This is a genomic window from Liquorilactobacillus satsumensis DSM 16230 = JCM 12392 (assembly GCF_001435195.1).
Lineage (GTDB): Bacteria > Bacillota > Bacilli > Lactobacillales > Lactobacillaceae > Liquorilactobacillus > Liquorilactobacillus satsumensis.
This window is the reverse complement of record NZ_AZFQ01000047.1, coordinates 47,934-74,706: the sequence shown is the minus strand read 5'-3', so window position 1 is coordinate 74,706 and position 26,773 is coordinate 47,934. Positions and strand designations below refer to the sequence as shown.

Annotated in this window: 21 protein-coding genes, 1 tRNA gene and 1 other annotated feature; of the genes, 2 read left to right on the top strand and 20 right to left on the bottom strand. The window is 40.7% G+C overall.

The annotated features are described in order from the left end of the window. Positions 1–205: 205 nt before the first annotated feature. The 5 genes from tyrS to FD50_RS07835 form a co-directional block, all read right to left on the bottom strand. On the bottom strand, positions 206–1,459 hold the full coding sequence (gene tyrS / locus FD50_RS07855) for a tyrosine--tRNA ligase (RefSeq protein ID WP_056961040.1): 1,254 nt from the start codon (positions 1,457–1,459) through the stop codon (positions 206–208). Between the two features lie 43 nt (positions 1,460–1,502). Further along, positions 1,503–1,700 (bottom strand) — a binding site (T-box leader). Between the two features lie 38 nt (positions 1,701–1,738). Continuing rightward, positions 1,739–2,203: a Fur family transcriptional regulator gene (locus tag FD50_RS07850; protein WP_056961039.1), complete on the bottom strand. Its 465-nt coding sequence runs from the start codon at positions 2,201–2,203 to the stop codon at positions 1,739–1,741. A gap of 102 nt (positions 2,204–2,305) precedes the next feature. Then, a complete protein-coding gene (locus FD50_RS07845) occupies positions 2,306–5,416 on the bottom strand; it encodes an AAA family ATPase (protein WP_056961038.1) in 3,111 nt (1,036 codons plus the stop codon). Continuing rightward, positions 5,413–6,537: an exonuclease SbcCD subunit D gene (locus tag FD50_RS07840; protein ID WP_056961037.1), complete on the bottom strand. Its 1,125-nt coding sequence runs from the start codon at positions 6,535–6,537 to the stop codon at positions 5,413–5,415. Before FD50_RS07840 ends, FD50_RS07845 begins: the two co-directional genes overlap by 4 nt. Before the next feature lie 170 nt (positions 6,538–6,707). After that, positions 6,708–7,886, bottom strand: a complete 1,179-nt coding sequence (locus FD50_RS07835) for an acetate/propionate family kinase (protein WP_056961036.1) — start codon at positions 7,884–7,886, stop codon at positions 6,708–6,710. A gap of 542 nt (positions 7,887–8,428) precedes the next feature. On the opposite strand from FD50_RS07835, the gene apf reads away from it, so the two are divergent. Continuing rightward, entirely contained in the window at positions 8,429–9,133 is a 705-nt protein-coding gene (gene apf / locus FD50_RS07830; RefSeq protein ID WP_054756506.1) for an aggregation-promoting factor, read from the top strand. Between the two features lie 376 nt (positions 9,134–9,509). Here apf and FD50_RS07825 read toward each other — a convergent pair whose 3' ends face one another. The 7 genes from FD50_RS07825 to FD50_RS07795 all read right to left on the bottom strand — a co-directional run bounded on the left by FD50_RS07825 (position 9,510) and on the right by FD50_RS07795 (position 15,514). Continuing rightward, positions 9,510–10,262, bottom strand: a complete 753-nt coding sequence (locus FD50_RS07825) for a C39 family peptidase (RefSeq protein ID WP_056961043.1) — start codon at positions 10,260–10,262, stop codon at positions 9,510–9,512. A 126-nt stretch (positions 10,263–10,388) separates the two neighbouring features. Then, positions 10,389–11,042: an alpha/beta hydrolase gene (locus FD50_RS07820; RefSeq protein WP_056961035.1), complete on the bottom strand. Its 654-nt coding sequence runs from the start codon at positions 11,040–11,042 to the stop codon at positions 10,389–10,391. A 125-nt stretch (positions 11,043–11,167) separates the two neighbouring features. After that, the gene (locus tag FD50_RS07815; protein WP_235803452.1) at positions 11,168–11,569 is read right to left on the bottom strand and encodes a hypothetical protein; all 402 of its coding nucleotides are present in this window, start codon (positions 11,567–11,569) and stop codon (positions 11,168–11,170) included. Positions 11,570–11,596: 27 nt separating this feature from the next. Continuing rightward, positions 11,597–12,742 carry a non-hydrolyzing UDP-N-acetylglucosamine 2-epimerase gene (gene wecB / locus FD50_RS07810; protein ID WP_056961034.1) on the bottom strand — a complete coding sequence of 382 codons (1,146 nt, stop codon included), beginning with the start codon at positions 12,740–12,742 and terminating at the stop codon, positions 11,597–11,599. A gap of 277 nt (positions 12,743–13,019) precedes the next feature. Beyond that, positions 13,020–13,093, bottom strand: a tRNA-Arg gene (locus FD50_RS07805). A gap of 99 nt (positions 13,094–13,192) precedes the next feature. After that, on the bottom strand, positions 13,193–14,485 hold the full coding sequence (locus tag FD50_RS07800; RefSeq protein ID WP_056961033.1) for a DEAD/DEAH box helicase: 1,293 nt from the start codon (positions 14,483–14,485) through the stop codon (positions 13,193–13,195). Positions 14,486–14,503: 18 nt separating this feature from the next. Continuing rightward, the gene (locus FD50_RS07795; RefSeq protein WP_056961032.1) at positions 14,504–15,514 is read right to left on the bottom strand and encodes a Gfo/Idh/MocA family protein; all 1,011 of its coding nucleotides are present in this window, start codon (positions 15,512–15,514) and stop codon (positions 14,504–14,506) included. 227 nt (positions 15,515–15,741) lie between these two features. On the opposite strand from FD50_RS07795, the gene FD50_RS07790 reads away from it, so the two are divergent. After that, the gene (locus FD50_RS07790) at positions 15,742–16,125 is read left to right on the top strand and encodes a DUF4828 domain-containing protein (protein ID WP_056961031.1); all 384 of its coding nucleotides are present in this window, start codon (positions 15,742–15,744) and stop codon (positions 16,123–16,125) included. A gap of 168 nt (positions 16,126–16,293) precedes the next feature. On the opposite strand, the gene hemH is transcribed toward FD50_RS07790, so the two are convergent. The 8 genes from hemH to ligA form a co-directional block, all read right to left on the bottom strand. Continuing rightward, a complete protein-coding gene (hemH, locus tag FD50_RS07785; protein WP_056961030.1) occupies positions 16,294–17,259 on the bottom strand; it encodes a ferrochelatase in 966 nt (321 codons plus the stop codon). 219 nt (positions 17,260–17,478) lie between these two features. Then, complete coding sequence (gene rlmD, locus FD50_RS07780; protein ID WP_056961042.1) at positions 17,479–18,846, bottom strand: 23S rRNA (uracil(1939)-C(5))-methyltransferase RlmD; 1,368 nt, start codon at positions 18,844–18,846, stop codon at positions 17,479–17,481. 325 nt (positions 18,847–19,171) lie between these two features. Continuing rightward, a complete protein-coding gene (locus FD50_RS07775; protein WP_056961029.1) occupies positions 19,172–20,209 on the bottom strand; it encodes a diacylglycerol kinase in 1,038 nt (345 codons plus the stop codon). Positions 20,210–20,278: 69 nt separating this feature from the next. Further along, the gene (gatB, locus tag FD50_RS07770) at positions 20,279–21,709 is read right to left on the bottom strand and encodes an Asp-tRNA(Asn)/Glu-tRNA(Gln) amidotransferase subunit GatB (protein ID WP_056961028.1); all 1,431 of its coding nucleotides are present in this window, start codon (positions 21,707–21,709) and stop codon (positions 20,279–20,281) included. Beyond that, complete coding sequence (gene gatA / locus FD50_RS07765; RefSeq protein WP_056961027.1) at positions 21,709–23,172, bottom strand: Asp-tRNA(Asn)/Glu-tRNA(Gln) amidotransferase subunit GatA; 1,464 nt, start codon at positions 23,170–23,172, stop codon at positions 21,709–21,711. Before gatA ends, gatB begins: the two co-directional genes overlap by 1 nt. 3 nt (positions 23,173–23,175) lie before the next feature. Further along, positions 23,176–23,478 (bottom strand): Asp-tRNA(Asn)/Glu-tRNA(Gln) amidotransferase subunit GatC, encoded by a 303-nt coding sequence (gene gatC, locus FD50_RS07760; RefSeq protein ID WP_054756514.1) that lies wholly within the window; start codon positions 23,476–23,478, stop codon positions 23,176–23,178. Between the two features lie 110 nt (positions 23,479–23,588). Continuing rightward, positions 23,589–24,737 (bottom strand): CamS family sex pheromone protein, encoded by a 1,149-nt coding sequence (locus FD50_RS07755; protein ID WP_056961026.1) that lies wholly within the window; start codon positions 24,735–24,737, stop codon positions 23,589–23,591. Continuing rightward, positions 24,734–26,755, bottom strand: a complete 2,022-nt coding sequence (gene ligA, locus FD50_RS07750) for an NAD-dependent DNA ligase LigA (protein ID WP_056961025.1) — start codon at positions 26,753–26,755, stop codon at positions 24,734–24,736. Before ligA ends, FD50_RS07755 begins: the two co-directional genes overlap by 4 nt. Between the last annotated feature and the right edge of the window lie 18 nt (positions 26,756–26,773).

Below are 26,773 nucleotides of genomic sequence, written 5' to 3'. Positions count from 1 at the left end.
CTCGCTATGTTCATAATTTCGAGTTAGCACTCAAATTTTCCCGACTTATGTCACACCCTTATCCTTTAAACTTAGCTTACAATTTCTCTTTCAATCTTCTTAACCTTATCACTGTAATTAACCGTGCTTGCATTTGCTATTGAAGCTGAATCTTAAACTCCTGCCAGCTTCATTCGTAATTCGACTTCTTACTTGCCTATCAAAACTACCTTTTAACTCTTGCCAAAAAGTACTTTTTCTTCCCTCGGCGAGCAATGATGAATTTACCATCAAAGTTTGCGGCCGGATCAATAGTAAACTCAAGATCACGAATTCTTTCTCCATTAATGGAAATTGCACCATTGGTAACATCTTCACGTGCTTGTCGTTTTGATTTTTCAATGTTAGTCTGCACTAACCACTCAATAATGTTCTCAGCCTGATTTTCAACTTCAACAGTTGGCATGTTTTTAAAACCCTGCTCAATCTCAACAGCATTTAATTGTCTCACATCTCCGGAAAACAAAGCTTGAGAAATATGTTCTGCTTGTTTAACAGCCTCTTTTCCATGAACAAAAGCGGTCACTTCTTCAGCTAAACGGCGTTGTGCTTCTCTTTTTTCTGGTTGAATCTTCACTTTCTCTGCTAATTGATCAATTTCAGCGCGACTCAAAAAAGTGAAATATTTCAAATATTTGATTACATCCCGATCATCTTGATTTAACCAAAACTGATAAAACTCGTACGGAGTAGTTTTTTCTGGATCCAACCAAATAGCTCCACCGGCAGTCTTCCCAAATTTGGTACCATCTGCTTTAAGCATTAACGGAATAGTCAAGGCAAAAGCCTTTTTATCAGAATCATTGAGTTTATGAATTAAGTCAATTCCAGCTGTAATATTGCCCCACTGATCTGCTCCACCAATTTGCAATTGCACATCATTTTCCTTGAACAAATGATAGAAATCAATGGACTGCAAAATCTGGTATGTAAACTCTGTAAATGAGATTCCCGCTTCAAGTCTGCTAGCAATGATTTCCTTACCCAGCATTGTATTAACATTAAACAACTTGCCATAGTCACGCAAAAAGCTCAGTAAATCAATCTTAGAAAGCCACTGGTAGTTGTTTACAATCGTAATATTATCTTTTCCAAAAAGCCGTTCCATTTGTTCAGTCAACTTTTGCTCATTATGATGAACCTGCTCCATACTCTGCAAAACACGTTCTGATTTTTTTCCTGAAGGATCACCAATTGATCCCGTACCACCACCAATTACAATGTGTGCACGATGCCCAGCCATTTGAAACCTTTTCAACATCATAAAAGGAATCAGATGCCCGATATGCAGACTATCACCTGTAGGATCAACTCCACAATATAAGCCAACTGATTTTTCAGCAACTAACCGATGCAGACTTTCTTCATCCGACATTTGGTTAATTGCTCCACGCCACTTCAGCTCATCAATAATATTCATAGTATTTCCTCCTTAAAATAAAAAAAGTCCCCGACACTTCCATGTCAGGGACGAACATTAAATTCCGCGTTACCACCCAAGTTATCGCATTCAGCGATCAGCTCTTGTCATCAGTAAAGAGATGAATCAGATGAATTTTACAGTAGTGTAATTCAGAAAAACACACGCCTTGATTTTCAGCTGCCATCAAGTCTCTGTTTGCAATGCTGCTTTCCCTACTATGCTACTTCATCAGTTTTATTAGAGTTAATATATTGCATCATGCCTCAAAAGTCAACCTCAATTTTTGTGTTCAGTTTCCGCAAGCTTTTGTTGACATGCAGGACAAAGTCCATAAACTTCATACTGGCTATTAAAAACCTGAAACCCAGTCTCTTGTGCTGCTTCCCGTTCGTTTTGCTTATAACTCGCATCAAACACATCAACAATCTTGTTGCAGTTAACACAGATCACATGATAGTGCGGGGTTTCAAAATAATCGTATCGCATATGTCCGCCACTATCAGCTGCAATTTCAATAATCAAGTTATGATCGATCAATAACTGCAAGGTGTTGTAGACTGTTGCCAGACTAACACTAAAGCCATTACTCCGAACATACTTGAAAATCATCTCAATCGAAGGATGGGCATGTGAGGTCATCAAGTAAGATAAAATAACTTGGCGCTGTGGTGTATTCTTTATCCGGTATTCCTTCAGTTTATTGGCAGCTGAGAGAAGCGTCTCTTGGCTTTGCACCATCATTTGATTTCCCCCTTCGGTAAAAATTTTAACTAGCAGTTATTCTCATAAAGCATTATACTCCACTTACAGAAAAAAAGTCCATAAATATAATTACATGTGACATTAATCAGCAATTTCTTCAAAATCTGCCACATAATGCACCTGACTTCTTCCAAAATGCGAACTAATTCTTAACTGATCTGGAATCTGAGCACGCAACGCACTCACATGGCTAATGATTCCAATCAAGCGGTGTTGTGCATCAAGTGTCTGGAGTGCCTCTAAGGCAGTTTGCAGTGCATCATCATCCAACGCCCCAAAACCTTCATCAATAAACAAGGCCTCTATTTGAGTTCCTCCGTGCGCACGCTGTACAACTTCAGCCAAGGCTAAAGCTAAGCATAACGCTGCAATAAAACTTTCTCCGCCCGACAAAGTGTGCACGCTTCTGACTTTACCTAAGTCATCATCAAAAATATTCAATTCAAGTCCCGTATTCGTTGCATAAGAACCGTTTTCCTGTGCTAACTCAAGCCGGTAGCGTCCGCTTGTGAGCGTAAACAAGCGCTGGTTGGCCACTTGTAAAACTCGTTTAAGATAGCTACGTAAAACATAGCGTTCAAGTCCTAACTTGACTCTTCCTTTGCCACCAATTACTTCGACAAGTTGGTTCCAGTCCGCCTCAGTCTGGAGCTGTTCTTGGTATTTTGTCCAATGATGCTCAACAGCTGCAAAATTTTTCTGGGCTGTTTCTTTTCGTTGATTTGCACTTGAATACTCCAGCAATAATTCCTGGCGCTTTTTACCTGCTGCTTCATATTCAGTTTTACTTTGCACAAGTCGTGGAACTTGCGCTGCTGTCCGTGTCTCCAACTGCTCTATCTTGACTCGCAGCTTCAAAATCTCAGCTGCGCGCGCAGCAAATTCTGTCTGCAAATTCGCAAGTTGCGGCAGTTGATGGCGCCTTTCAGTGAGCTGTGCGGGGCTCAAATCTGCCAAATGCTGTGCGCTTTTTTGTGCAATTTTGGCAGCTGTTTGCTTTCCTTTTTCCTGTAATGCCTGAAGATTCCTTTGATATTCCTTTTCCATTGATAAAAGCAATGTCCTGGTCCCTTCAAGATCTTCAATTACGCTATGCGTATGCTCACGCCGCACTTTAAACTTTGTTAATTTTTCACGCTGGAGCGTTAAGAACTCTTCTAAGTCCTTAAGACTCGTCAATTCAGACGGTAATTGTGCAATTGCCTGTTCCAATTTGACCTTACCTTTAGCACATTCAATTTCAGTTGCCTGCAAGTTTTGTACAACAGCATTAAGTGTTATTTGTAGCTCCTTAAGCTCAGCATGCAAATTAGTAATTTGCAGACTGGCTTGCTGATTTTCGGTTTTGTTACGCTTGAAAACTGACTGCGCAGCATGCAAAGCTTTCTCCTTTTTGGTTAATAATGCAGCTGTTAAGCTACTATTCTTTAAATCTGCAGCCGGAAATAAACGCTGCAGTTTCTGTGAGACCGTCCGCAATTCAGCTTTTAACTCCACCAGCCGCTTATTCATAGCCGTGAGCTTGCCCTCTAATTGACCTTTTTGCGCTAAAATTTGCTTGACGTTTTTTTCTGCGTCCTTGACCTCGTTTTCTGAAACCTGCTTAACTGCGTTTAGAACTGGAGCTGGATGTGTTTTAGAGCCGCAGACTGGACAAGGGGCTCCCGGAAGCAAGTGCTGCCGCAAGCGCTCAATTTGAGTTAATGCGAAATCATTATCCAGCCTTTCATACACTTGATTTGCCGCCTTTTCAGCTGCCGCAAGCTGCGTTAATTCGACTTGCTTAACGTGCAGTGTCTGTTGTAATTCAGTGAATTCAGCCTCTTTGGTACGTTGACTCTTCAACAGTTCTGCTCCCCGCTCTAACTCATGTACTTGTTTTTGCAGTTGCAAAGCTTGTTGTGAAAGTTCAGCTTCATTTACAATTTTCTGCTTTTGTGCTTCAATTTCTGCCGCAATTTGCTGTTCTTTTTTTTCATATGTAACTTTTTTAGCCGTCAACTGCCGTTGCATATGCTGACATTCAAGCAGGTCAGCTTTTAACCTAGCCGCCTTTTCATATAAAGGAACCTTTTCGGTATAGAGATTAACTTTGTGCTGCAGCTTCTCCATTTCGGTCTGCTGTTTCATTAGCTCTTTTTCGTTTTTCAGTTGTTCATCAAGTTTAATCTGCAAAGCAGTTTGGTTGTTCTCATTAGTCACCAGTTTTGCTTGAGTTTCTCGCAGTGTTTCCTGTAAATCCTCTTGTTGAACAAACAATGGCTCTATTTTCTGAACTTCCACTAATTGCGCGATTATTTTCTTTTTTTGCGTATCTTCTTGCGGTTGATACTTTTGTGTCAAAAGCTGTCTTAATTCATGTAGCTCCTGAATCTCCACTTGCAACTGTTTTTGTCCTTCATAGTGCTGCTGAGCGCGTGCAAGTAACTTGTCTTGTTGCAACAATGCTTTTTCCGCTGCCTTTGCTTTAACCGTAATGCCTTTAAGATAACTTTCCATTGCAGGCAACCAATCTGGTAATTCAAGCTCTTGGTCAACTTCTTCAACTTGTTTTTTTAAAATATCGATTTGAGTACGCCTTTTTTCATTTTCATAAAAAAATTGCTTGGCATGCTTTTGAAGATCATCTGCCCAGAGTTTAAAGATCTCCGTTCCAAATAAGTCACGCAGTAACCTTTCTTTTTCATTGCTATCCGCCTCCAAAAAACTGCGAAATTTTCCTTGCGGTAACATTATAATCTGGGTAAACTGCTCAGGAGTCAGGCTCAATAGCTCCTGGATAAAAGTATTAATAGCTCCAACCTTCGCTAGCTCTTTTTCCTTGCCCGCATTATCTTTGAACTTAAGACAGGCTTCCATCTTTCTTTCAGTAGTTCCCTGTCCTCTTTTTTTGGCCAATCTTTGTCGTGGTTGTCTTTCTATTAGGTACACTTTATTTTGATGAGAAAATGTAAACCGCACACAGGTTTTTTGTGTAGCCTGTGCAAACCCAGAACGCATTTGTTCAGGCTGTCTATCCATTCCAGAAGTTTTCCCAAACAGCGCATAGCACATCGCATCAAAAATAGTCGTTTTTCCACTGCCGGTTTTCCCGCTAATTAGAAAAAGCGGTGCGCCTTCGAAACGTGAAAAATCAATTATTTGCTTTTCATAGGGACCAAAATTTTGGAGCTCAATTTTCAGCGGTTTCATTTACCTTCACCTTCTGTCTTAATTCGTTCCAAACTTTCACGCGCCCACTTAAGCTGCGAACTTGAGATTTGACTGTCAGTCATTTCTGTAAAAAAGCGCTGGAGCAATTGGATTGGCGAAAGATCCAATTTTTCTTGATCCTTAGCTTGAGGTGCTGCAGCCTTTGCAGTTCTTTCAAGGTTAATAATTCGCGGATAAAAGCCCCGTAAGTTATTAATGACATTTGGAATCACCGCTTTATCCGTCAGCTGCAAGCCGACATAGTCTGTAGCGGCAACTTGCTTATAATACTCAGGAGTAGTTAGTTCTTGATAAGATCCTTGCAGCAATACAACATCGTGTAGAGGCTTTATTTCATGAAAGTCACAGGTAAAAGGAGCAGTGTCAACAATCCACACACCCTTTTTAGTTTTAGCTTCTGCTAGTGAAAATTTTAATGGTGCACCGCTATACCGCACTTTTTCATTTTTCAACGCATTTTTATCATGAAGATGGCCTAAAGCAACATAATCAAAATCTGTTAATAGATCTGTGGAGAAAGCATTCAATCCACCCACTTGCGGCTGCATTTCAGGATCCAACTGCGAACTTCCAATCACAAAAAAATGGGCAACTAATACGTGTTTCTTCGCGGGGTCAAAGTTCTTCTTCATTTCACAAATTAACTTTTGTAAAGCTTTCGTTGTATCGGTGATCTCTGGGTCATCAAATAAATTGCGAACCTGATATGCTCGAAAATAAGGCAGCAGGAAAAATTGAGTATCAGCAAATTCAACAGGAACAAGGGCATCCTTTAAAGCAGTTGTTAAGAAAAATGATGTAGCTTTATACCACTCACGTCCCGTGTTCAACCGCACAGCAGAGTCATGGTTCCCGCTAATTGCCAACACTGGTTTTTTTAACTTCAAGTTAAGTTGAATAATCATTCTATCCAAACGTGCAACTGCATCTTCACTTGGAGTTGCACGATCAAATAAATCGCCGGCAATGACAACCGCGTCAACTTTTTGCGTGACAGCTAAGCGTGCAATTTGCTTGAAGGCATCCTCTTGCTCTTGTTCCAAATCATACCCATACAATTTCTTACCGATGTGCCAATCTGCTGTATGTAAAAAACGCACCCTGATTCCTCCTTAGAATTTCGAACTTCTGTTCGTCGTTATTATAGCATAGCAACCTTTTCCCGTAAGAAAAAGCAGTCCAGCCATCCTTTTTTAACAAAACACTAGTTTGAAAAGAAATTTAGCTGGACTACTTTTTAATTATCTTCCTATATATAACCACATAAAAATTACTGCCGCAGTTCCTTGATTTGTCTAACCATTGATAACTCCTCATTGGTAGGTACCACCATGATTTGGGCACTCGAAGCAGGTGTCGAAATTAAGCCTTCAGACACACTCTCATTGAGTTCTGGTGCAAGTTCCAATCCCAAAACTGCCAGTTTCTCAACAATCGCTGCTCGTAGTTGTGCGTTGTTTTCCCCAATTCCTCCAGAAAAAACTAACACATCAATTCCGGCTAGCTCTGTGTAATAACTCCCGATATACTTAATAATTCTATTAACAAAAATATCAATTGCAAGTTGCACCCTTTTTTGGCTCTTATTAGCCAGTAAATCACGCATGTCAGGCGAAATTCCTGAAATTCCTAATAATCCAGATTGGGCATTCAACCGCATGAAAACTTCTTCCAAAGTAAGCGAACGTTTCTTCATTAGATATGGAATCACCGAAGGATCAACATCTCCTGCCCGCGTCCCCATCGTCAAACCAGTTAAAGGAGTAAAACCCATCGAGGTATCAAATGCTTTGCCATTTTTTTCGGCTGCCACCGAGGCCCCGCTCCCCAAATGAAGAGTAATCATTTTTAAAGAGGTCAGTGGTTTTCCTAACAGTTGTGCTGCTTTATGGGAAATATAGGCATGACTAATCCCATGTTCTCCATAGCGCCTAATTCCCAATTCCGCAGTATCCTCATATGGCAAACTGAAAATCGCATTCATCTCTGGGAGATCTGTAAAAAATTGACTATCAAAAACAGCATACTGTGGCACTTCTGGTAACTCTTGTTGCATAATCTCAACATATTTCACTTCTAACGGATTATGCAAAGGAGCAAAATCATTTAATCCACGAAGTTTTTCCAAGTTTGCTGCTGATAACTCAACTGCATGCGTAAAAAGCTCTGCGCCGGCTACTACACGATGTCCAACAGCTTCAATCTCTGTTAGTGTAGTAATAATTCCCAGTTGCACTAATTGCTTGAAGAGCATTCTGGCAGCATCTGTATAAGAAAGACGGTCAAACTTTTGCTGCTGTTTTTTTCCATTATATTTAACCGTAAACAAGGAATCAGGCATATTAATCCGTTCAACCAATCCCTTAGCAATGGTTTTTTCATTTTCAGCTTCAAATAGCTGCCACTTAACCGACGAACTGCCGGCATTAACCAATAAAAATTTCCCCACCTGAGGCACCTCCAATTAATCTTCCTCAATTATATAATATTTCGTCGCTGCTTTCAGCTTGTAAAAAGAAAAGCTGGGTCGTAAAAATCTGTTTTGCTTAAAAATTTAAAAATGTGGGAATTGAAAGCAGTCTAAGATTACAAAAGTCGGATATTTTGTAATCTTTCCCCCTAAAAAAACTTTTTTTGCTGCTGTCAAGCTAAATTTCAAATTAATTTGACTCTTTTTAAAAGAAAATATGACTTTTTTTCGCAAATTTAACACTCTTTTTGTCATATTAACTGTTGCAGCCTTTAAGCTCCATTTTTCCTATTTTAATAGCTTTTCTGTCCCGATTTCCCACAAAAAGTTAATAATTTATTGTTACAGTATGTTACAAAAATAAGAAAATATTACAAAAACGGTGCAAATAGTAATTTCACTGCTATCTGCTTGTTATATTAGCCCTATATACTAATCATTGTTGATTCGATCGAAAGTGATCGTAAGTATTGTAGCAAATTTGCTACGTGTCAAAAAATCACAGGAGTGAAGGATATATTATGAATATTAAGAAAATTTTGTTATCAGCAGCTACCGTTGCAGGTGTACTGACAGCCGGAACATTGGCAGCTAATGCCGATTCTGTTACAGTCCAATCTGGACAAACAGTTTCCGAATTAGCTCACCAGTACAACACTTCAGTTGCACAGATCAAACAGTCAAACAATTTGAGTAACGAGAATTTGATTTACGTTGGTCAAAAGCTTGAAATTGGTGCAAGCACAACTGCAAGTACTACAACAACAAGCACAAGTAACACTGCAAGTTCTACAACTGCAGCTTCAACACAAACAAGTACACAGGCACAAGCACCTGTTGCACAAAAACAGCAAACAAGTACTACAACAAGTAATACAGCTGCTGCAAGTAGCAACACTAATAATAATGCTGCCGCTGCAAGTACAAGCAATAACACTGCTTCTACACAGCAAGCTGCTACAACCAGCTCAACAACTAATACTACCGTAAGTACTTCTTCAGATTCTGATGCTTCTGCAAAAGCATGGATTGCTAACCAAGAATCTGGTGGTAGCTACACTGTTCGTAATGGTCAGTACGTTGGTAAGTACCAATTGAGTGCTTCATACTTGAATGGTGACTATTCAGCTGCTAACCAAGAAGCTGTTGCTGAAAGTTATGTAACTTCACGTTATGGTTCATGGAGTGCTGCTAAACAGCATTGGTTGAGTAACGGTTGGTACTAAACTACTCAATAAATAATTGATTATAAAAAATAATTTTGTTGGTAATAATTCTTACTACAACAATCTAAAGTAATTTTCAACAGGTGATCAGGGTTCATGAGCTTTAACATGACTCGTTCCCCTGTTTTTTTGTGTTTTTTTAAACTTACTGCTAATCCCTATCCTGTTTTAGCGCTTGCCAGCACACAATTTTATTTAGCAATTGCAAAAACTCCAGCAAGAAAACTATCTGAAATCAGTTTTTTTGCTGGAGTAAATTAATTCACTTGGCAAACTGCCAAAATGATCAGTATCCTGTTTTGATGTCTAACCTTAATTCATGGCATGCGTATCTAGCTATCACTATAATACTGGATCACTGGGCAATTTAAATTCCCTAGTCAATATAAATTGCCTGCTTACCCATTTGATTATAAGCATCTTCAAAGTCGTTCCAACTGACAGCCTGATTTTTATTTCCAAAAGGATTGTTAATATAAATTAGGCTGTTTTTACGATCAAATCCTGTAATCACAACACTATGCTCTGAAAAAGTAATCTTCATTTCACCTTGTGGCGTTTGCCAGTCTTGAAAATCATCTACCGGAGCAAAATTAACTGTTGTAATCGTCCACACAGGCTGCCCGAGCTCTAAACGTTCGATTACCTTTGAAAAACTTTGACCGCTAATATCGTGGACATTCTTAGAATACTTCTGTGCTAATTTTGCAACTGGCCCATGATAGACTCCCAATCCTGCAGAATCGCCCGTAACATCCCCGACGAACCCTACATTGGGATTTCCATGCTGCCCATCATCATAGTCCAACGGTACTGTTTCAATCTCATCCCCTAAGGTATTCTTGCTGACATTTATCTTATGGTATTGCAACAGCATCGCTAAGGAAGTGACCTCACAGCCGTTATATAATTTTGGATCATCCATCTGATTAATCAATGGTACATCCAAAACAACTTTGTTAACTTTTTTTAGTGTTTTTTCTTCATTTGCCTTTTTCCCAGTAGTCATCATCCGCACAGAATCTGTAAACTTTCTGATTACAGCTCCTTGATCGTCCCCCAAGATAACCTCTCGGAAAGCATAGACGCTAGTTCCAATCAGCACACACAACATGATGATTGAAAACATCACTCTTCGGCGGCGCCTCCTCAAGTAATTACCTTCTTTCTACCAATCATTAAATCTGCTACAATTCTAAGAATACCACGTCTGACAAAAGAACTCCATTTTCAAAACCGTAATTACCAGCGACCGTCAAGTGCCGGCATGCAGCCTAACATACCAATTGTAAATGTCCTCAACGGCCTGATAACTGACACCGTGTCCAAAAGGGTATACGTGATACTCAGGTTCGATAACCGCATAGGTCCTAAAAAAACGTGCTAGTTCTTGTCCAGCCTCGACTGGAAATAGCGGATCCTTTTCACCTTGCGAAATAAAACACGCTGTTTGAAGTTTCTTGGACTTTAATTTGGTCTGCGCAGTTTTCCATAAAAAGGCTGGCAGTCTGCCAGATAACAGTACGCCATTGTTAATCCAGCTTGGGTAAAGCACACTTAAAGCTGCTGCTAAAATAGCCCCTTGACTGAATCCCAAAACATTCAACGGATTTTCTGCTAATCCTCTGTTCGCCAAAATAGCTGCCACTTCAGTGTGCACAGCCAATGCAGTTTCCGTAATCACCGCTTCTTCACTTTGATGAATAAATTCAGGAATATAGTACGTATAACCATCACCATAGGTTAGATCACCCTCAAGATGAATTTCAATGATCGGAAGTGCAAAAATCGGCATCAAAGGTCTTAAATTTAAATAGTTCGTCCCCATTCCATGTAGCGTAACCACGACTGGCGTCTGAGCATTAACGACTTCCCCACGTGGATAGATAACCTCCTGCTTATATTTCAAAAATAACTCTCCCTTATATTTCATTGCTCTATCAAAATAAATTTTCCCAACCACCAGAAAGGGCTTGTTTCAAAATCAGCAAAATATTTTATAATGTATAAAAATAAAGTAACTCCGTTTAGGAACTACTTTCTAAAATGATCTAGATCAAGAATCTTATCCTTAACAACTTGTGCATTTTTAGCCACACTGGGATCATGTGCAATCATATATTGCAAATGTTCAAGTGTATCGATAATCTTCTGCAACTCTTTGACCTCACACGAAATATTGCCCTCAGTTTTGCTAACTTGGCTGACAGCCTGCAAACTAACTAGATCTTTGGTCATTTCCTGATAACGTAAAATTGCAAAAACAACATTCATATTCGATGAAATTGTTCGCGGATTCTCTGGGTCTGGATGTTGTTCAAGTAGATTAAACAACTCAGGGTAATAGCGCAATCCAATCGTATATAGTGAAAAATAGCGATGGAAAACATGCTCTTCAATCTTGAAACCGTGGCGATCAACTTCCATTTTACCCATGGGTATCTCCCCCTAAAAAACAAACACTTACTCGACAAATTCGTTTGGCTTGGCTTCCGTTTGTCCGAAATGAAATCGGATTGCAGCTAAAATACGTGCAGCTGCCTGCCCGTCTCCATATGGATTACGTGCAGCTTTCATTTTTTCATATTCTCCATTATCATTTAACAATTGCTCCATGGCCAATTCCACGGTAGCTTGTTTTGTTCCGACGAGTTTCAACGTTCCAGCAGTAACTCCTTCAGGGCGTTCGGTTGTATCACGCAATACGAGTACTGGTTTTTTAAGTGCCGGCGCCTCTTCCTGCACTCCCCCTGAATCAGTCATAATATAATAAGAACGGGCGCACAGATTATGAAAATCCACTACATTTAATGGCTCAACCAAATGTACCCGTGAAACGTCCCCTAAAATTTCACGTGCAACCTTGCGTACTTTCGGGTTTAGATGCAGTGGATAAATCACTTCGACATCCGGATGTTTTGCAACCACATTCTTTACTGCATTAAAGACAGCTGCCATCGGGGCTCCTAAGTTCTCACGACGATGCATGGTTAATAAAATTAAGCGGTGCTGTGCCTCAACTTGAGAAAGTACCTCATGCTGATAAGTGGCACTAACCGTCTCACGTAAAGCATCAATTGCAGTATTGCCCGTGACAAAAATTCGTTTTGCTGCATGATTTTCTTTCAATAAATTATCCCGACTCATAGCGGTCGGTGCAAAATATAAATCACTCAGTGCATCTGTCATTTGGCGGTTCATTTCTTCAGGATATGGTGAATATTTATTCCAAGTACGCAATCCAGCCTCAACATGGCCTACTGGAATTTGCCGATAAAAAGCAGCTAAACCTGCAGCAAAAGTGGTGGTGGTATCACCATGTACCAGTACTATCTCAGGTTGAACTTCCGCCAAAACTCCATCAAGTAACTGCAGCACATTTGCAGTGATATCTCCTAGGGTTTGATTACTCTTCATAATATTCAGATCATAATCAGGACGAATATTAAAGACCTTCAAAACCTGATCGAGCATTTCACGATGTTGTGCCGTCACAACTGTCACAACTTCAAATTCTGCTGTACGTTTCTTCAATTGCAAAATAACTGGTGCCATTTTGATAGCCTCTGGGCGTGTGCCGAATACTGTCATCACTTTAATTTTTTTCACTTGGAGACCACCTCAATATCAACTTTCTTACCATCATTGTACTACAAACAAACCCTAACAGAAAACTCAATCTGTGAAATTAAACACTTTCTAAGTTTTTAGTTAAACAAAGTCATTTAACTAAAAAAGTATCATTACTTTACAATTCATTAACTTGAATTGTAAAGTAATGATACTTCTTAGAGATTCCCTCCACAGCAGCTGCTTAAACCTCAACTTCAGTTACAAGCTTCGGAGAAAAAACTAACTTTAGCTCTGCCACAGGCTGTCCAACTAATGCGCTTGATCGGAATCGAACCGATGACCTACCGCTTAGGAGGCGGTCGCTCTATCCTGCTGAGCTACAAGCGCATGACGCACAATTAAAGCACTAACTCTATTAGTATAGAAATTAAATTGCATAAAGTCAATACTTCGCTTGCAAGTCATCTTTGGAGAAGAAACAGGCATTTACTGTATTTTCTTAGAAACACGTCTCTTTCCCTTATTAAGCTGGTCTCGTTTTCGCTTTTTATGCCCTTTGTGCTTTTTCTTCAAAGAAACTGAGTTGTCCATTTTAACCGGTTTGCTTGTGCGTGGCTTCACATTCTTGGAAGTGCGGTCAAGGGGGCTTTTAAGCTCTGATTTTGCTGCAACCTCATTTGCTTTAAGCAATTTACCGCCAAAAAGTTCTCCTTGGACGGGCTCATAGCCACCAGCACGCAACAACTGACGAAAGGTCCTGAGAACATGCTCATTACCCAAGTTAATCACAGCACCTTGAGCTCCCATTCTCCCAGTACGACCGACCCGATGAATATAAATCGTAATATCTGCAGGTAAATCATAATTGACCACTGCGGGCAACTGTTGAATATCCAAACCGCGAGCAGCCACGTCAGTTGTCAGTAACAGTTTAATCTTTCCTTGTCTCAGTTGTTCCAATGAACGCTGCCGCTCCTGTTGCCGACTTTGACCTTCAAGAGTCGCTACCGGCACTTTTTGGTAATCTAGTTTAGCTGCGACTTCCTCAAGCACCGCAACTTGTTTGAAGAATACCAATGCACTAAAGCCTTCTAAGTGTGCAAGCCGACGTAAAGCTTCTGTTCGTTTACGTGTGGGAGTTTCGAGCAAGTAGTGTGTCACTTCCCCTTGCGTTTGATCCTGTGCCCGCACATCGTAAGTTTTAATCGGCACCCCAAACCAGTGTTCCAGTTGTTGAAAAATATCTGCAGTAGTAGCGGAAAAAAAGCTCAATTGAACTTGGCGCCCAGGAGCATGCGCGAGCAATGCACGACAAGCCGTAAGTGTTTCGTCTGTCAACAGTTCATCAGCTTCATCAAAGACCACCGCGTGTAAATGATGCAATTTAAGCTTCTTAGCGTCAGCCAACTCTAACATTCTACCTGGTGTCCCGACAATCACTTCTGGCTTTTTTTTAAGTTTTTCGAGTTGCCGTTTAACATTTGCTCCGCCAATCAAAGTTGTGACTTTGAGTTCTTTTAATGCTGCCCAGCGCCTAATCACCGTTGCAAGTTGGGCGGCAAGTTCTTGTGAAGGTGCCACGATCATCAACTGCACGCCTTGAGCCGGTACAACATTTTCTAAAAGCGGCAACGTATATGCCAAGGTTTTGCCTGAACCGGTTGGTGCAAGGCCTAAAATACTCTCTCCAGCTTTTAGCGGTTGATACACCGTCTGTTGAATAATTGTTTGTTGCGTATATCCTTGTTCTTTAAAAAATTCTTGAAATTTTAAATCCATCTTTTCCTCTTCTATTTCTTATCTAAACTCAAAGTCTGCTCTGAATTGAAGCTGTGCACTCTGTCTGAGAGAATATAAAACCCGATTTACCTGCACAGCTACCGCTAACCAGTCTTCCATTAACTGTTTATTACTAAGCGATTCGGGCCTTTGCAACACGGCTGTAAAATTTTTGACCTCTGCAACCATTGGATTCTCAGCAGTCTTTTGCGTCAAATCTGTTTTTGAACCATCTGCTGCAAAATAAGTAACCTTTTTCAGCTCTGCGGCATTATCCAGCCAGAGCGTATCCCGCGCACCATAAATCTCACTTGGAAGATACGAAGTAGCAGTTTTACCAAGATTAAGCGTAACTTCAAAATCAGCATACTGTAAAATTGCAACCCCTTTACCATCAATTCCGTTACGTAATTTATGTGGAAAATACATTGCCTTTTGCGGCATTCCAAACCAAGAAACTGCATCATACACCAGATAAACCCCAAGATCTTGCAGTGCTCCACCAGAAAAATCCAGAGAAAAAACGTTGGGTTCACTACCCGCCAGAAAGTCATCAAAGCGTGACGAGTATTTTAGGTAAGTCAATGTAGCTCCTTGTAACGTTTTCATTTTTCGAAGCTGCCGTTCAGCGGCTTTAAAGTTTGGCTCATGAAAATGCCGTGCAGCTTCAAAATAAAAGATGTGGTGCTTACGCCGCAGCAATCTAATTAAGACCTTCATCTCATTAGGATTTGAACAGGCCGGTTTTTCAACAATCACATGCTTATCTGCTAGAATCGCTTGTCGTGCCTGTGCAAAATGCAAACTATTAGGCGACGCAATATAAACAACATCAAAATCACCTTCTGCAAAAAAAGTATCTAAATCACGATACCCTTTAATTTCCCCCGCAAAATCAGCTGCAAAAGCGCTAGCTCGCTCAAGGTTACGCGAAAAAACACTTGTAAGTTGCCACCCACCGACTTCTTGGGTAGCCTCAACAAATTGTTTAGTGATCCATCCCGTTCCAATTACCCCTAATTTTAACATTTGTACCCCTCCTTTGCTTTTTTCACTATAAGCATTGTATCAAAAAAAAGACGGACCGTATATCAAGGCGGACGGTTATGAAACATACATCACAAAAATATTTCATTTGTTTCATATTAGTGTTAAATTTCAGTTGAATGGCTACTTTATCGGACAAAAAAATGTTATATTATATGTGAAAATATTAGTCCAAGTTTTTATTGTTTACGAGGGAGGAGCGCAGTAAAATGAGCCGAAACCAGAAAAACACGGGATTCAGGTTGCGCAATCACCTCAGCTTTCTTCCGCTGTTTAGAAAACATCATCGCAGCGTAGATCTTCCTGCTTATTACATTGGCAAGTGGAATTTCACAGATGATTTGAATGGACGTATCCATGTTTTACAGATCACAGAACCCCTTGATGTTCTAATTGATGGGCGCAAGCTTCCCGGAAAAATAGTTCACTTGGATGAAAAGGAATTGCTTTTTTTAGATAACTATGGTTACCATCTTCGTGTTGATCTTTCAGAACATAAGCCAATCAGCCTATTTGATGAGGCAGACAATCAAGTCTATCCTGTTACAAGGTGTGAAACCTTGCAAACAAATGATCCAGCATCGGAAAAATAATTTTAGCCTTTCATTCTATGAAAACTACTTTTTTAATTCGTGAGTTCAACCTGTAAAAAATAAAAAGGCTGAGAGAAAATTGGAAACTATTTCCAGTTTTGTCCCAGCTTTTTTATTAGTTTTTAGACCGCGCAAATCCCAAAAAACTGCATCTTTTTTAAGCTCTCTTTAACGCAGCGCGTGCTGATCTGCAGGCGCAACCGCTAAATTTTTAAGTACCTTAATAAAATCCTCATCATCATTTAAACACGGAACAACATCATAGGTCTGCCCGCCAGCGGACATAAAATATTCCCTGTTTTCGAGCTGTAATTCATGCAGCGTCTCCAAACAATCCGAAACAAACGCCGGTGAAACAACCAAAACGTTTTTAATTCCAGTCTGCGGTAAACTTTTCAACGTGTGATCTGTGGCTGGCTCTAACCACTTAGCCCTTCCAAATTTAGACTGAAAGGTTTCCAATACGGGAATAGTGCCCAACTTCTCACGTAAAAGTTGGGTTGTAGCATGACATTGGCGTGCATACGGATCCCCTTTTGCAACGTAGCTTTCTGGAATTCCATGATAAGAGAGTAGCAATTTATCATAATGCTTTTGTTGCCAGGCATTTTTAATCTTTGCTGCCAATACTTCGATATAATCTGGTGCCTGATAAAAAGAGGTTACCACGCGCAGATTAGGCACAAAAGTACTTTTATGATAGAATGCAGTAATTTCATCCGTCACAGACCCGACTGTCGTAGTCGAATATTGCGGATAAAGTGGAATGATTGTTAATTCTTCCACCTGCTCACGGGCAAATTCACGCAAGACTTCTGGAATAAACGGTGCACTATAACTGAAAGCATACTTCACTATTCTGTCTGGCAGCAAAGCTTGCAGGCGTGTCGCTTGTTTTTGAGTGTAATATGCCAACGGTGACCCATAGTCTTGTGACCAAATTGCTTGATACATCTTTGCAGAGGCTGCGGGCCGCTTAGGCAGGATCATCAATTCTAAAATGGGTTTCCACAACAAGCGCGGCATTGCAATCACCCGCGGGTCACCTAAAAAGCGTCTTAAATATGGTCTGACTGCCGCCGCAGTGGGTGCCACGGGAGTCCCCAAGTTAATTAATAAAATTCCCTTTTTCATAGTCAATCACCGGCTATCTTCTATAATTTGCTTCCTTTAATTAAGTAAATTACATTAACTTTTACCGAATGTCAATTCCCTAACTACACGTTAATTAGCTCGCAAACTGCTTAGAAGTTTCCTGACTAGTAGGCTAGAGCTGCGTTAAAATATTAAAATACTAATTATGCATTAAACTATGAGAGCTTGTTTTTTTATCCTTGCGTAATTTTTAACCTTTTAAGCACGTTCCAAAACAGTGACTGATTCGACATGTACCGTTTGCGGAAACTGATCGACAGGTAAAATTGGCTGCTTAATTTCATATCCTTGCTGGATAAATATCTGTAAATCACGAACCAAGGTTGCCGGATTGCAACTGACATACACAATTTTACGTGGGGCTAATGTAACTGTACTTTGAATAACTTCATTATCCAAGCCCTTACGCGGTGGATCAAAAACTACAACATCAGGCTTTAGTCCCGCTTGTGACCACTTAGTCATCCATTCACTTGCCGTTCCAACTTCAAAAGTAGTATTAGCAATTTTATTCATTTCTGCATTTTTACGTGCATCAGCAATCGCTTCTGGGACAATCTCTACCCCATAAACCTGTTTCGCTTTTGCAGCTAGATTCAATGAAATCGTGCCAATTCCACAATATGCATCAATCACGGTCTCGTTTCCTGTCAGCTCTGCACGCTGCGCAACTTCTTGGTAGAGTCTTTCAGTCTGAACAGAATTAACCTGATAAAAAGAATGTGCAGAAATTGCAAAACTGATTCCATTTAAAGTATCGGTAATTTGTGCTTTACCCGCTAACAAACGATCTTTGCTCCCCAAAATTACATTTGTTTTTTCTTGATTGATATTTTGAATCACACTCACAACATCAGGGCATTCTTGCAGAATTGCCTGCGTGATTTGTTCACTTTGTGGCATCCTTTTAGTTCGTGTAACCAGAATTACCATGACCTCATGGGAGTAGTGTCCCCGACGCACAATCAGATGGCGTAAAATTCCACTATGCCCGTCTTCGTTATAGGCAATTACCTGGTATTTACGCATAATATCACGAACTTTTTTGACAACTTCATCAATCCGCGGATCCTGAATTAAGAAATTTTCCATTGGAATCAGACGATGGCTGTTTTGGTGAAAAAAGCCCGTTTCCAATTGGCCGCGAACCATCCTGACAGGAATCTGCGCCTTATTTCGATAGTGAGTCGGTGTGGTCATCCCGACAGTCGGTGCCACCTGCAGTTGCTCCAAATGTGCTTTTTTCAGCAATTCAACAATTTGCGTGCGTTTAAATTCAAGCTGCGCTGCATATTTAAGATGCTCTAATGGCGCAATCCCAGTTTGCATATATTTATCTTCTATAGCTGTTGCTCGTTGTGGACTGTCATTTAACCGTTTAATTACCTTCGCAAAACCGAAATTTTTTCCGGCTTTCATCACGTGCGCCACTACAGTTTCACCTGGAAGTGCATTGGCAATAAACAACGGATAGCGCTCAATTTTTGCGACCCCTTTGCCTTCATAACTTAGGTCGGTGATTGTTAATTCTAATTCTTGATTTTTGGTTACAGGTGCTTTATTCATTTCTTTCTCCTTTGTATTAGAAGTGCCTAACAATTTGCAACCGCCAATACCAACTCCAAATTGCCAAGTTGACATCCTTAAACTCTGTACAATTTGGAAGTTAGCTCCAGCAGCTGATTGCGGACACCTTAAAAATAAAAGTGCGATGTTAAACACGCACAAACAGGTTCGCTAAACCTACTTTTAAAACGTTATGGAATTTTCAAAAAAGACTGCACTAAAAATTGGAACCTCCTCCAATTTTAGCACAGTCTTCCATTACACTGGCAATTAATTAAACCACAGCGTCAAACCAAGTTTCAGTATCAAACAACTGTCGCCTAATTTATTTTTTACTTTCTTGTCCCTGACCATTGTTAGTTAGCCTTTGTCCTGCGAGGTGTTCGACACCTTCGACAAAGTGCTCACTAGCATCAACTTCTGCTGGTGTTTTACTAAAAGTAATTGCAGTCAGCGGAATCTTTTCTGTATTAGCAAACATTTCAATATGCTGTTTCAGGTTTTTAAAGACCATTGGCGCATCACCGCCATATTCCCCGTCAATATTGATCATCATTTTTTCATCAACCGGTTTAGCAACCAGTTTAGAAGTTTTGACATACAATATTCGCGGATCATTAATGTGACGACCACCGTTCAAAACCATTGTCATTAACTGTAAAATTTCAACTAAATTACTAGTCTTAACAACAATAAGCGTAAACTTTCCATCATCAAGTGAAGCATCCGGCACAATTTGTTCAAAACCACCAATTGAATTCGTCAATGCCAAGAAAAACATCGAAGCTTTTCCAGCAAATACACCTGTATCATATTCAAGATGCATTTTAATGGGTTTAATGCGTGGCAGCATCTCAGCTCCCTTAACCAAGTATGCCAAGTAACCGAACAATGATTTGAACTGTGAAGGCACTCCATAGGTTAACTCTGTCAATAAGCCACCACCTGCAATATTGACAAAATACTTTTTACCGGCTTGCCCAATGTCCATGCGTACTGTTTTTCCCTTAGCGATTACCTTAGCAGCAGCAATGGGATCTTCTCGTGGAATCTTTAAAGCGCGCGCATAGTCATTTGTCGTTCCAGCTGGAATAATCCCCATTTTAGGACGTTGCTTGAAAGGCGCTATTCCATTCACAACTTCATTAATCGTCCCATCTCCACCGGCTGCAATAACTAAATTAAAGCCATCGCGTGCGACACGTGCAGCTTCATCTCTAGCTGAATTAAATTCCGGAGTAGTTTGGAAAGCACTAGTTTCATAACCAGCTCTTTCCAAAATATTCAAGATATCAACTAAATCATTTTTCATTGCTTCACGGCCCGATGTTGGATTATAAATAATCCTGCAACGCTTTTTCATCGCTACCTCTCCTTTAATTCCTTACAAAAAGCACTTATTCTCGCCATGTTACAAGAAAAGCCTGCCACGTTATCTTTCTTTCAGGTTCTTTATCAACAGCTTATTAACAATCTTGGGGTTAGCTTTGCCATGCGTTTGTTTCATGATCTGCCCCACTAAAAAGCCGATTGCACGCCCCTTGCCATTTTGATAATCCTCAATTGATTTTTGATTATCATCCAAAACCGCAGTGATGATTGGTTCGAGTACTTGAGGATCAGATAACTGCACTAATCCCTTTTCTTCCACCCAGTTCTTGGGTTCACTGCCGTTCGTAATAATTTCCTTAAAGACTTTCTTAGCAATCTTAGATGAAATTGTCCCATCTTCAATTAATTTAATCATTGTGGCCAGATGTTCTGGGGTTAACTTCGTTTCAAGCAGATCAAGCTTATTAGTGTTTAAATAAGCATTAACTTCCCCCATCAACCAGTTAGCAGCCAGCTTAGGTTGTGCACCTTGTGCAACTGCTGCTTCAAAAAAGTCAGACATTTCTTTAGTCTGGGTTAAGACACCCGCATCGTATTCTGGAATTCCCCATTCAGTAACGTATTTTGCACGTCGCTTATCTGGCATTTCAGGAATGGAATCCTTAACTTGCTGAATCCATTCATCAGAAATATGCAGTGGGGGGATATCTGGTTCTGGGAAATAACGATAATCGCTAGCCCCTTCTTTGACACGCATTAAGACAGTTTCACCGGAGGCCTCATCAAATCTGCGTGTCTCCTGCTGAATGCTCTTTCCAGCTAATAACAGTCTCTCTTGGCGCCTAGCTTCATAATGCGCCCCTTTTCTAACGTGCTCGAAAGAGTTCAGGTTCTTCATTTCTGTCTTGGTTCCCATTTTTTCAGAACCAATTGGTCGCACAGAGACATTGACATCTGCACGCATCGAGCCTTCTTCCATCTTAACATCAGAAACACCCGTAAACTGAACAATCTGACGTAACCGAACTAGGTAGGCATAGGCTTCATCAGCCGACGAAATGTCAGGTTTTGAAACAATTTCAATTAGTGGCGTCCCTTGCCGGTTAAGATCAACATATGAATAGCCATCAGGACTATGTGTGTTTTTCCCGGCATCTTCTTCGACGTGCATTTCTTCGATCCCGATCTTTTTCTTGTGCCCATCGACTTCAATTTCAATCCAGCCATTGCGGCCGATCGGTTCCTGTGCTTGTGTAATTTGATAAGCTTTCGGATTATCAGGATAAAAATAATTTTTACGATCAAAGTGAGTATCTTTAGTTATCTCACAGTTTAATGCCAGTGCAGCACGCATTCCAAATTCAACTGCACCTTTGTTAACCGTTGGCAAAACTCCCGGGTAGCCCCAGTCCACAACATTTGTATTAGTATTTGGTGCTGCCCCATATTGCACAGGTGCTGGTGAAAATGCCTTGGAATTGGTCTTCATTTCAATATGGACTTCCAGACCGATAGTTGTTTCAAAATTCATTAGTTCTGCCCCCCAAACGTTGGTACTTCTTTGTGGTAGTCGGTTGCCTGTTCAAAAGCATAGCCTGCACGGTACATGGTTTCCTCATCAAAATGATTTGCAATCAACTGCATTCCGATTGGCAAGCCATTTGTAAAGCCTGCTGGTAACGACATGCCAGGCAGGCCAGCCAGATTCACAGGCACTGTCAAAATATCGTTCATATACATTGTCACTGGATCCTTTGTATCCTCACCCAACCCAAATGCTGGTGTTGGTGTTGTTGGTCCCAAAATCAAGTCATAATCTGCAAAGACGCGGGCAAAATCACGACAAATTAATGTTCTGACCTGGGCTGCTTTCTTAAAGAAGGCATCATATGTACCTGCTGAAAGCGAGAAAGTTCCTAACATAATCCGGCGCTTAACTTCATCACCAAAGCCTGCTGAACGTGATTTGACATAAACGTCCTCTAAGTTTTTGACATCTTGTGCCCGAAAGCCATAACGAATCCCGTCAAAGCGTTGCAGATTTGAACTTGCCTCTGAAGAAGCGATAATGTAGTAAACGGGGATGCCGTATTGACTATGTGGCAATGAAACTTCATCAACAACTGCACCTAATTTTTCAAAAGTTGTAATTGCTTTCTTAATTGCGGCACGAACTTCAGGAGCGATTCCTTCACCCATGTATTCCTTTGGCACTGCGATTCGCATTTTTTGAATATTTCCATCAAGTTTTGCAGTAAAATCAGGTACCTCACGTGCAGCACTCGTCGAATCATGCGGATCTACTCCACTAATAGCATTCAAGATCAATGCATTATCTTTAACAGAACGAGTTAACGGCCCAATTTGATCCAGACTGGAAGCAAAGGCAATTAAACCATAACGCGAAACACGGCCATATGTTGGCTTAACCCCCACGATTCCATTGAAAGATGCTGGCTGTCTAATTGAACCACCTGTATCTGTTCCTAGAGATGCCACTATTTCGCCTGCGGCCACTGCAGCTGCTGAACCGCCTGACGAACCACCTGGAACTTTTGTCCGATCCCAAGCATTTTTGGTAATTTTAAAAGCTGATGTCTCAGTTGAACCGCCCATAGCGAATTCATCCATATTGGTCTTCCCAACAGTGATCATAGCCGCTGCATTCAGCTTGTCCATCACTGTAGCATTATAAATGGGCTTAAAATTCTCTAAAATTCTGCTTGCTGCCGTTGTTTTTAAATCCTGCGTAACAATATTGTCTTTAATGCCTAAAGGAATTCCAAATAAAACATTATCCTGAGCAATTCCCTGTTGATCAAGCTTTGCGGCCTGTGAAAGTGCCTGTTTTTCATTAAGTGTCACGAAGGCAGAAACATCTGCTTCACGTGTTTCAATACTTTTGAAAGTCTCCTTAACTAGATCTGAGACACTGAGTTCCTTTTTTACTAACAATGCATGCAAGGCTGCAAGATCGTATTTAAAATAGTCCATTCCTTATGCTTCCTCGCTTTCATCAATAATTGCGGGTACTTTGATATAACCATCCTGATGCTGAGGAACATTTCTCATCAACAAATCTCGTGAGGTTCCTGGCTCAGCTTGATCCGCTCGCATTACTCCTTGAGTATCACTAATATGAGTTGTTACAGGAACTCCCTCAGTTTCAACATCACTCAGTTGCTGAACCATCTGAATAATTTTATCCATCTGTCCTGTAAATTTTTGTAAATCATCTTCTGAAAAAGCAAGTTTTGCTAACTTTGCAACGTGCTTGACTTCGCTTGCGTTAATTGCCACTTCTACTCCTTCTTTCCCTTTTTTATAGTAGTATTCTAGCATAAACAGTTACTCCTGCGGCTGGCATCTCTTCTTTTTAAAATAAATTCTTTACGGTTCTCAAATTTATTTTAGTAACTACTGAAAACATGTGTGTAGTAGCTGCTATCTTTAGCTTGGCGTGACAGGAAACTTTGGACCGTTCCATCACTGCCCTTAACCGTGATATCAATTGGAATTCCACTTGGTAAATAGTTCTTCGCTGCCTGTGCCAGATACTGTGTAAAACTTGTGATTTCTGTTTCACTATAGAACTGCGTTGTAATATTAACGTGCATCCCCTGTAATGACTTATTCTTATACTGCCCTTGTGCGGTTACCCCTGCTAGGTTAGGGAAGAAGTTTTGCACCTGCTTTTTAAAACTCTCGAAGGAAGTTTCATCATTGTCATTTGGAACTGATGAAGACGACGTTGACGGAAAGACATAACTTTTAATGTTAATATTATTCCAAGTACTAATCACTTGACCATTTTTTACAAGCGTATAAGCGTAAAATGAACCACCAACTAAACTGTCATTAGGCGCCTGTTTGAACATCCCAATCAAGATCGGCGTATCAGCAGAAACCCCGCTTGTGCTGCGCAATCTTTGCAGAACTTTAGCAGCAGCTATCTTGCCTTCAGCAATCATCTTATCTTCAGAAATATCAGTTGTGTAGGTTGCACCATAACTTTCCTTTTGATAATAATCCTTAGCATTCATCCCAATCCCAATTGTAATTCCAGCTAGAGACATTTTACCATTTTTTTCCTTCATATAATCCTGCTCTTCAATCTGCTGGATATAAATCGGATTACGCTTATTTGCATCTGTCTGTCCGTTGTCTTCAGGATTTAAACCATCCTGATTGTTCTTTGACTTGCGTGCCAGCCAATTCTCAATTGTTGAAGATGATAATAATTGGCCTTCTTGAAAAATATAGTTGCTGGTTGAAAACTGGTTCTTTGAAAGTTGTGTCAGCCCAGACTCAAAGCTCTTCAAATTAAGCAGATTGTCCGAATTCTGATCGACTCCCACTCCTCTTGCTTTGCTGGTTAAGTACTTGCCATCCTTAATCACACCTTGATATTCACTGTCACTAGTTTGACCAGTCGTGCGATAACCAGAAGAAGAATTTTTAGCAGTAGTAGTTGTGGAGGTGGAAGAATCCAACCTGCCGCAACCAGCAAGTAGAAAAATTCCGGCGATCGCTCCTAAAATAAGATTGCTTTTTCTCAATTTCTTGCCTCCATTTGTTCTTTAAATCCTTGTTCATCCAAAACTGTGATTCCGAGTTTTTGAGCTTTCGTCAGTTTACTCCCAGCATCTTGTCCCGCAATCACAAAATCAGTGTTTTTGGAAACACTCCCAGTCACATCAGCGCCCTGAGCTTCTAACCATTTCTTAGCGTCTGTACGTTTCATTTGAGAAAGTGTTCCGGTTAAAACTACTTTCTTTCCTGCAAAGAAACCCTCTTTTTGGGCGGCCTTTGCTGCGCTGACCCCAAGATACTTAAAGTTAAGCCCCGCTTCTTTGAGCTCTGTTATCAATTCCTTGACTTCGTTCTTAGAAAAATAAGTTACAATGCTTTGCGCAATCACTTCTCCTAAAGAATCAATTTCAAGAATCTCAGTAACAGATGCGGCCATTAAATTTTGAAGGTTTCCAAAATGGGACATCAGAATACGCGCAACTTTTGCGCCCACGTGTCTGATTCCTAAGCCATAAACAAGACGTTCAACAGAATTATGCCTACTTTTATCAATGGCTGTCAATAAGTTGCGTGCAGACTTATCCTTAAATTTATCTAATTTAAGCAAATCTTCAAAGGAAAGGCGGTACAGACCTGCAACATCATTTACAAGTCCTTTGGCAAATAGCTGAGCGACAATTTGCGGCCCTAATCCTGTAATCTCCATAGCATTGCGCGAGGCAAAGTGCACTAGACTTTCCTTAAGGAGTGCAGGACACTTAGGATTAATACATCTTAAAGCAACTTCTTCATCCAGATGCACCAGCTTGGCCTTGCAAACCGGACAATTTTTGGGAATTGGGTATGGTTCAGAAGTGGCCGCTCTTTTTTGGATAACAACCTCTGAGACTTCCGGAATAATGTCTCCTGCTTTGTGCAGCTTGACAGTATCCAGCAAACGAATATCTTTTTGCTGTAAGTAGTCTGGATTGTGCAAGGAAGCACGTGCAACAGTGGTACCAGCAAGTTGGACAGGATCCATCACAGCAGTAGGTGTAACAATCCCAGTGCGCCCAACTGTCCAAGTAATCTGTCTGACAACCGTTTCTTGCTCATCTGGGGGAAACTTGTAAGCGATGGCCCAACGAGGAACCTTAACCGTATTTCCCACGAGTTGCTGGACAGCTATCTCATCAGCCTTTAATACAATTCCATCAATATCGTAAGGTAATGTGGCCCTTTTTTGCTGATACTCATCAAGATAGCGTTCAATTTCTGCCATTGTGCAGACTCTTTTTGATTCTTGGTTGATTTTGAATCCCCACGCCGCCAGTTGGTGCAAAACTTCGGTCTGGGTACTTAGCCCGTACTGTTGCGGTTCCATCAAGTAATAAATAAAGGTACTTAATTGGCGGCTGTTTGTGATCCGTGTGTCCAGTTGCCGTAGACTTCCTGCGGCTGCATTTCGCGGATTAGCAAAAATTGGTTTGCCCTGCGCTTCACGTTTTTCGTTTAAAGCCGCAAAAGCTTTTTTAGGCATATAACATTCCCCACGAACTTCTAACGAAACTGGTTCGCTAAGACGCAGTGGGATCGCTTTAATCGTCTTTAAATTCTCCGTGATGTTTTCACCAATGATACCATTTCCGCGCGTCGAACCTTCAACAAATTTGCCATTGCGATAGATAAGTGAGATTGCCAATCCATCAATCTTTAGCTCGCAACTGTAATGCTGCTTTTTCCCCACAGCTTTTTCCAAACGTTGGTCAAAAGTAACTAACTCCTCTTTCGAAAAAACATCGCCTAGTGATAACATCGGAATCTCATGTGTTTTTTTCTGAAAACCACTTAGAACCGGACCGCCTACTCGCTGTGTCGGTGAATCGTCAGTAATTAGTGCAGGATAAGCCTTTTCGAGCTCCACCAATTGCTGATAGGCCTTGTCATAAACATAGTCTTCAACAGTTGGCTGGTCTTCAACATAATATTGCTGACGCCAGCGATCAAGTTTGGCACGCAAAGCTTGAACTTCTGCTACAGCCTGCCGTTGCGCTTCGTCTTCCATCTGTGCTCCTCCTCTTGC

Excerpts from the sequence above, each read along its gene's own strand:
- FD50_RS07850 (WP_056961039.1), bottom strand. The coding sequence starts at position 2,203 with ATGATGGTGCAAAGCCAAGAGACGCTTCTCTCAGCTGCCAATAAACTG.
- hemH (WP_056961030.1), bottom strand. The coding sequence starts at position 17,259 with ATGAAAAAGGGAATTTTATTAATTAACTTGGGGACTCCCGTGGCACCC.
- FD50_RS07795 (WP_056961032.1), bottom strand. The coding sequence starts at position 15,514 with ATGTTAAAATTAGGGGTAATTGGAACGGGATGGATCACTAAACAATTT.
- FD50_RS07790 (WP_056961031.1), top strand. The coding sequence starts at position 15,742 with ATGAGCCGAAACCAGAAAAACACGGGATTCAGGTTGCGCAATCACCTC.
- ligA (WP_056961025.1), bottom strand. The coding sequence starts at position 26,755 with ATGGAAGACGAAGCGCAACGGCAGGCTGTAGCAGAAGTTCAAGCTTTG.
- FD50_RS07825 (WP_056961043.1), bottom strand. The coding sequence starts at position 10,262 with ATGTTTTCAATCATCATGTTGTGTGTGCTGATTGGAACTAGCGTCTAT.
- gatB (WP_056961028.1), bottom strand. The coding sequence starts at position 21,709 with ATGAATTTTGAAACAACTATCGGTCTGGAAGTCCATATTGAAATGAAG.
- apf (WP_054756506.1), top strand. The coding sequence starts at position 8,429 with ATGAATATTAAGAAAATTTTGTTATCAGCAGCTACCGTTGCAGGTGTA.
- FD50_RS07815 (WP_235803452.1), bottom strand. The coding sequence starts at position 11,569 with ATGGGTAAAATGGAAGTTGATCGCCACGGTTTCAAGATTGAAGAGCAT.
- FD50_RS07845 (WP_056961038.1), bottom strand. The coding sequence starts at position 5,416 with ATGAAACCGCTGAAAATTGAGCTCCAAAATTTTGGTCCCTATGAAAAG.
- gatA (WP_056961027.1), bottom strand. The coding sequence starts at position 23,172 with ATGGACTATTTTAAATACGATCTTGCAGCCTTGCATGCATTGTTAGTA.
- FD50_RS07800 (WP_056961033.1), bottom strand. The coding sequence starts at position 14,485 with ATGGATTTAAAATTTCAAGAATTTTTTAAAGAACAAGGATATACGCAA.
- FD50_RS07775 (WP_056961029.1), bottom strand. The coding sequence starts at position 20,209 with ATGAAAAAGCGTTGCAGGATTATTTATAATCCAACATCGGGCCGTGAA.
- tyrS (WP_056961040.1), bottom strand. The coding sequence starts at position 1,459 with ATGAATATTATTGATGAGCTGAAGTGGCGTGGAGCAATTAACCAAATG.
- rlmD (WP_056961042.1), bottom strand. The coding sequence starts at position 18,846 with ATGAATAAAGCACCTGTAACCAAAAATCAAGAATTAGAATTAACAATC.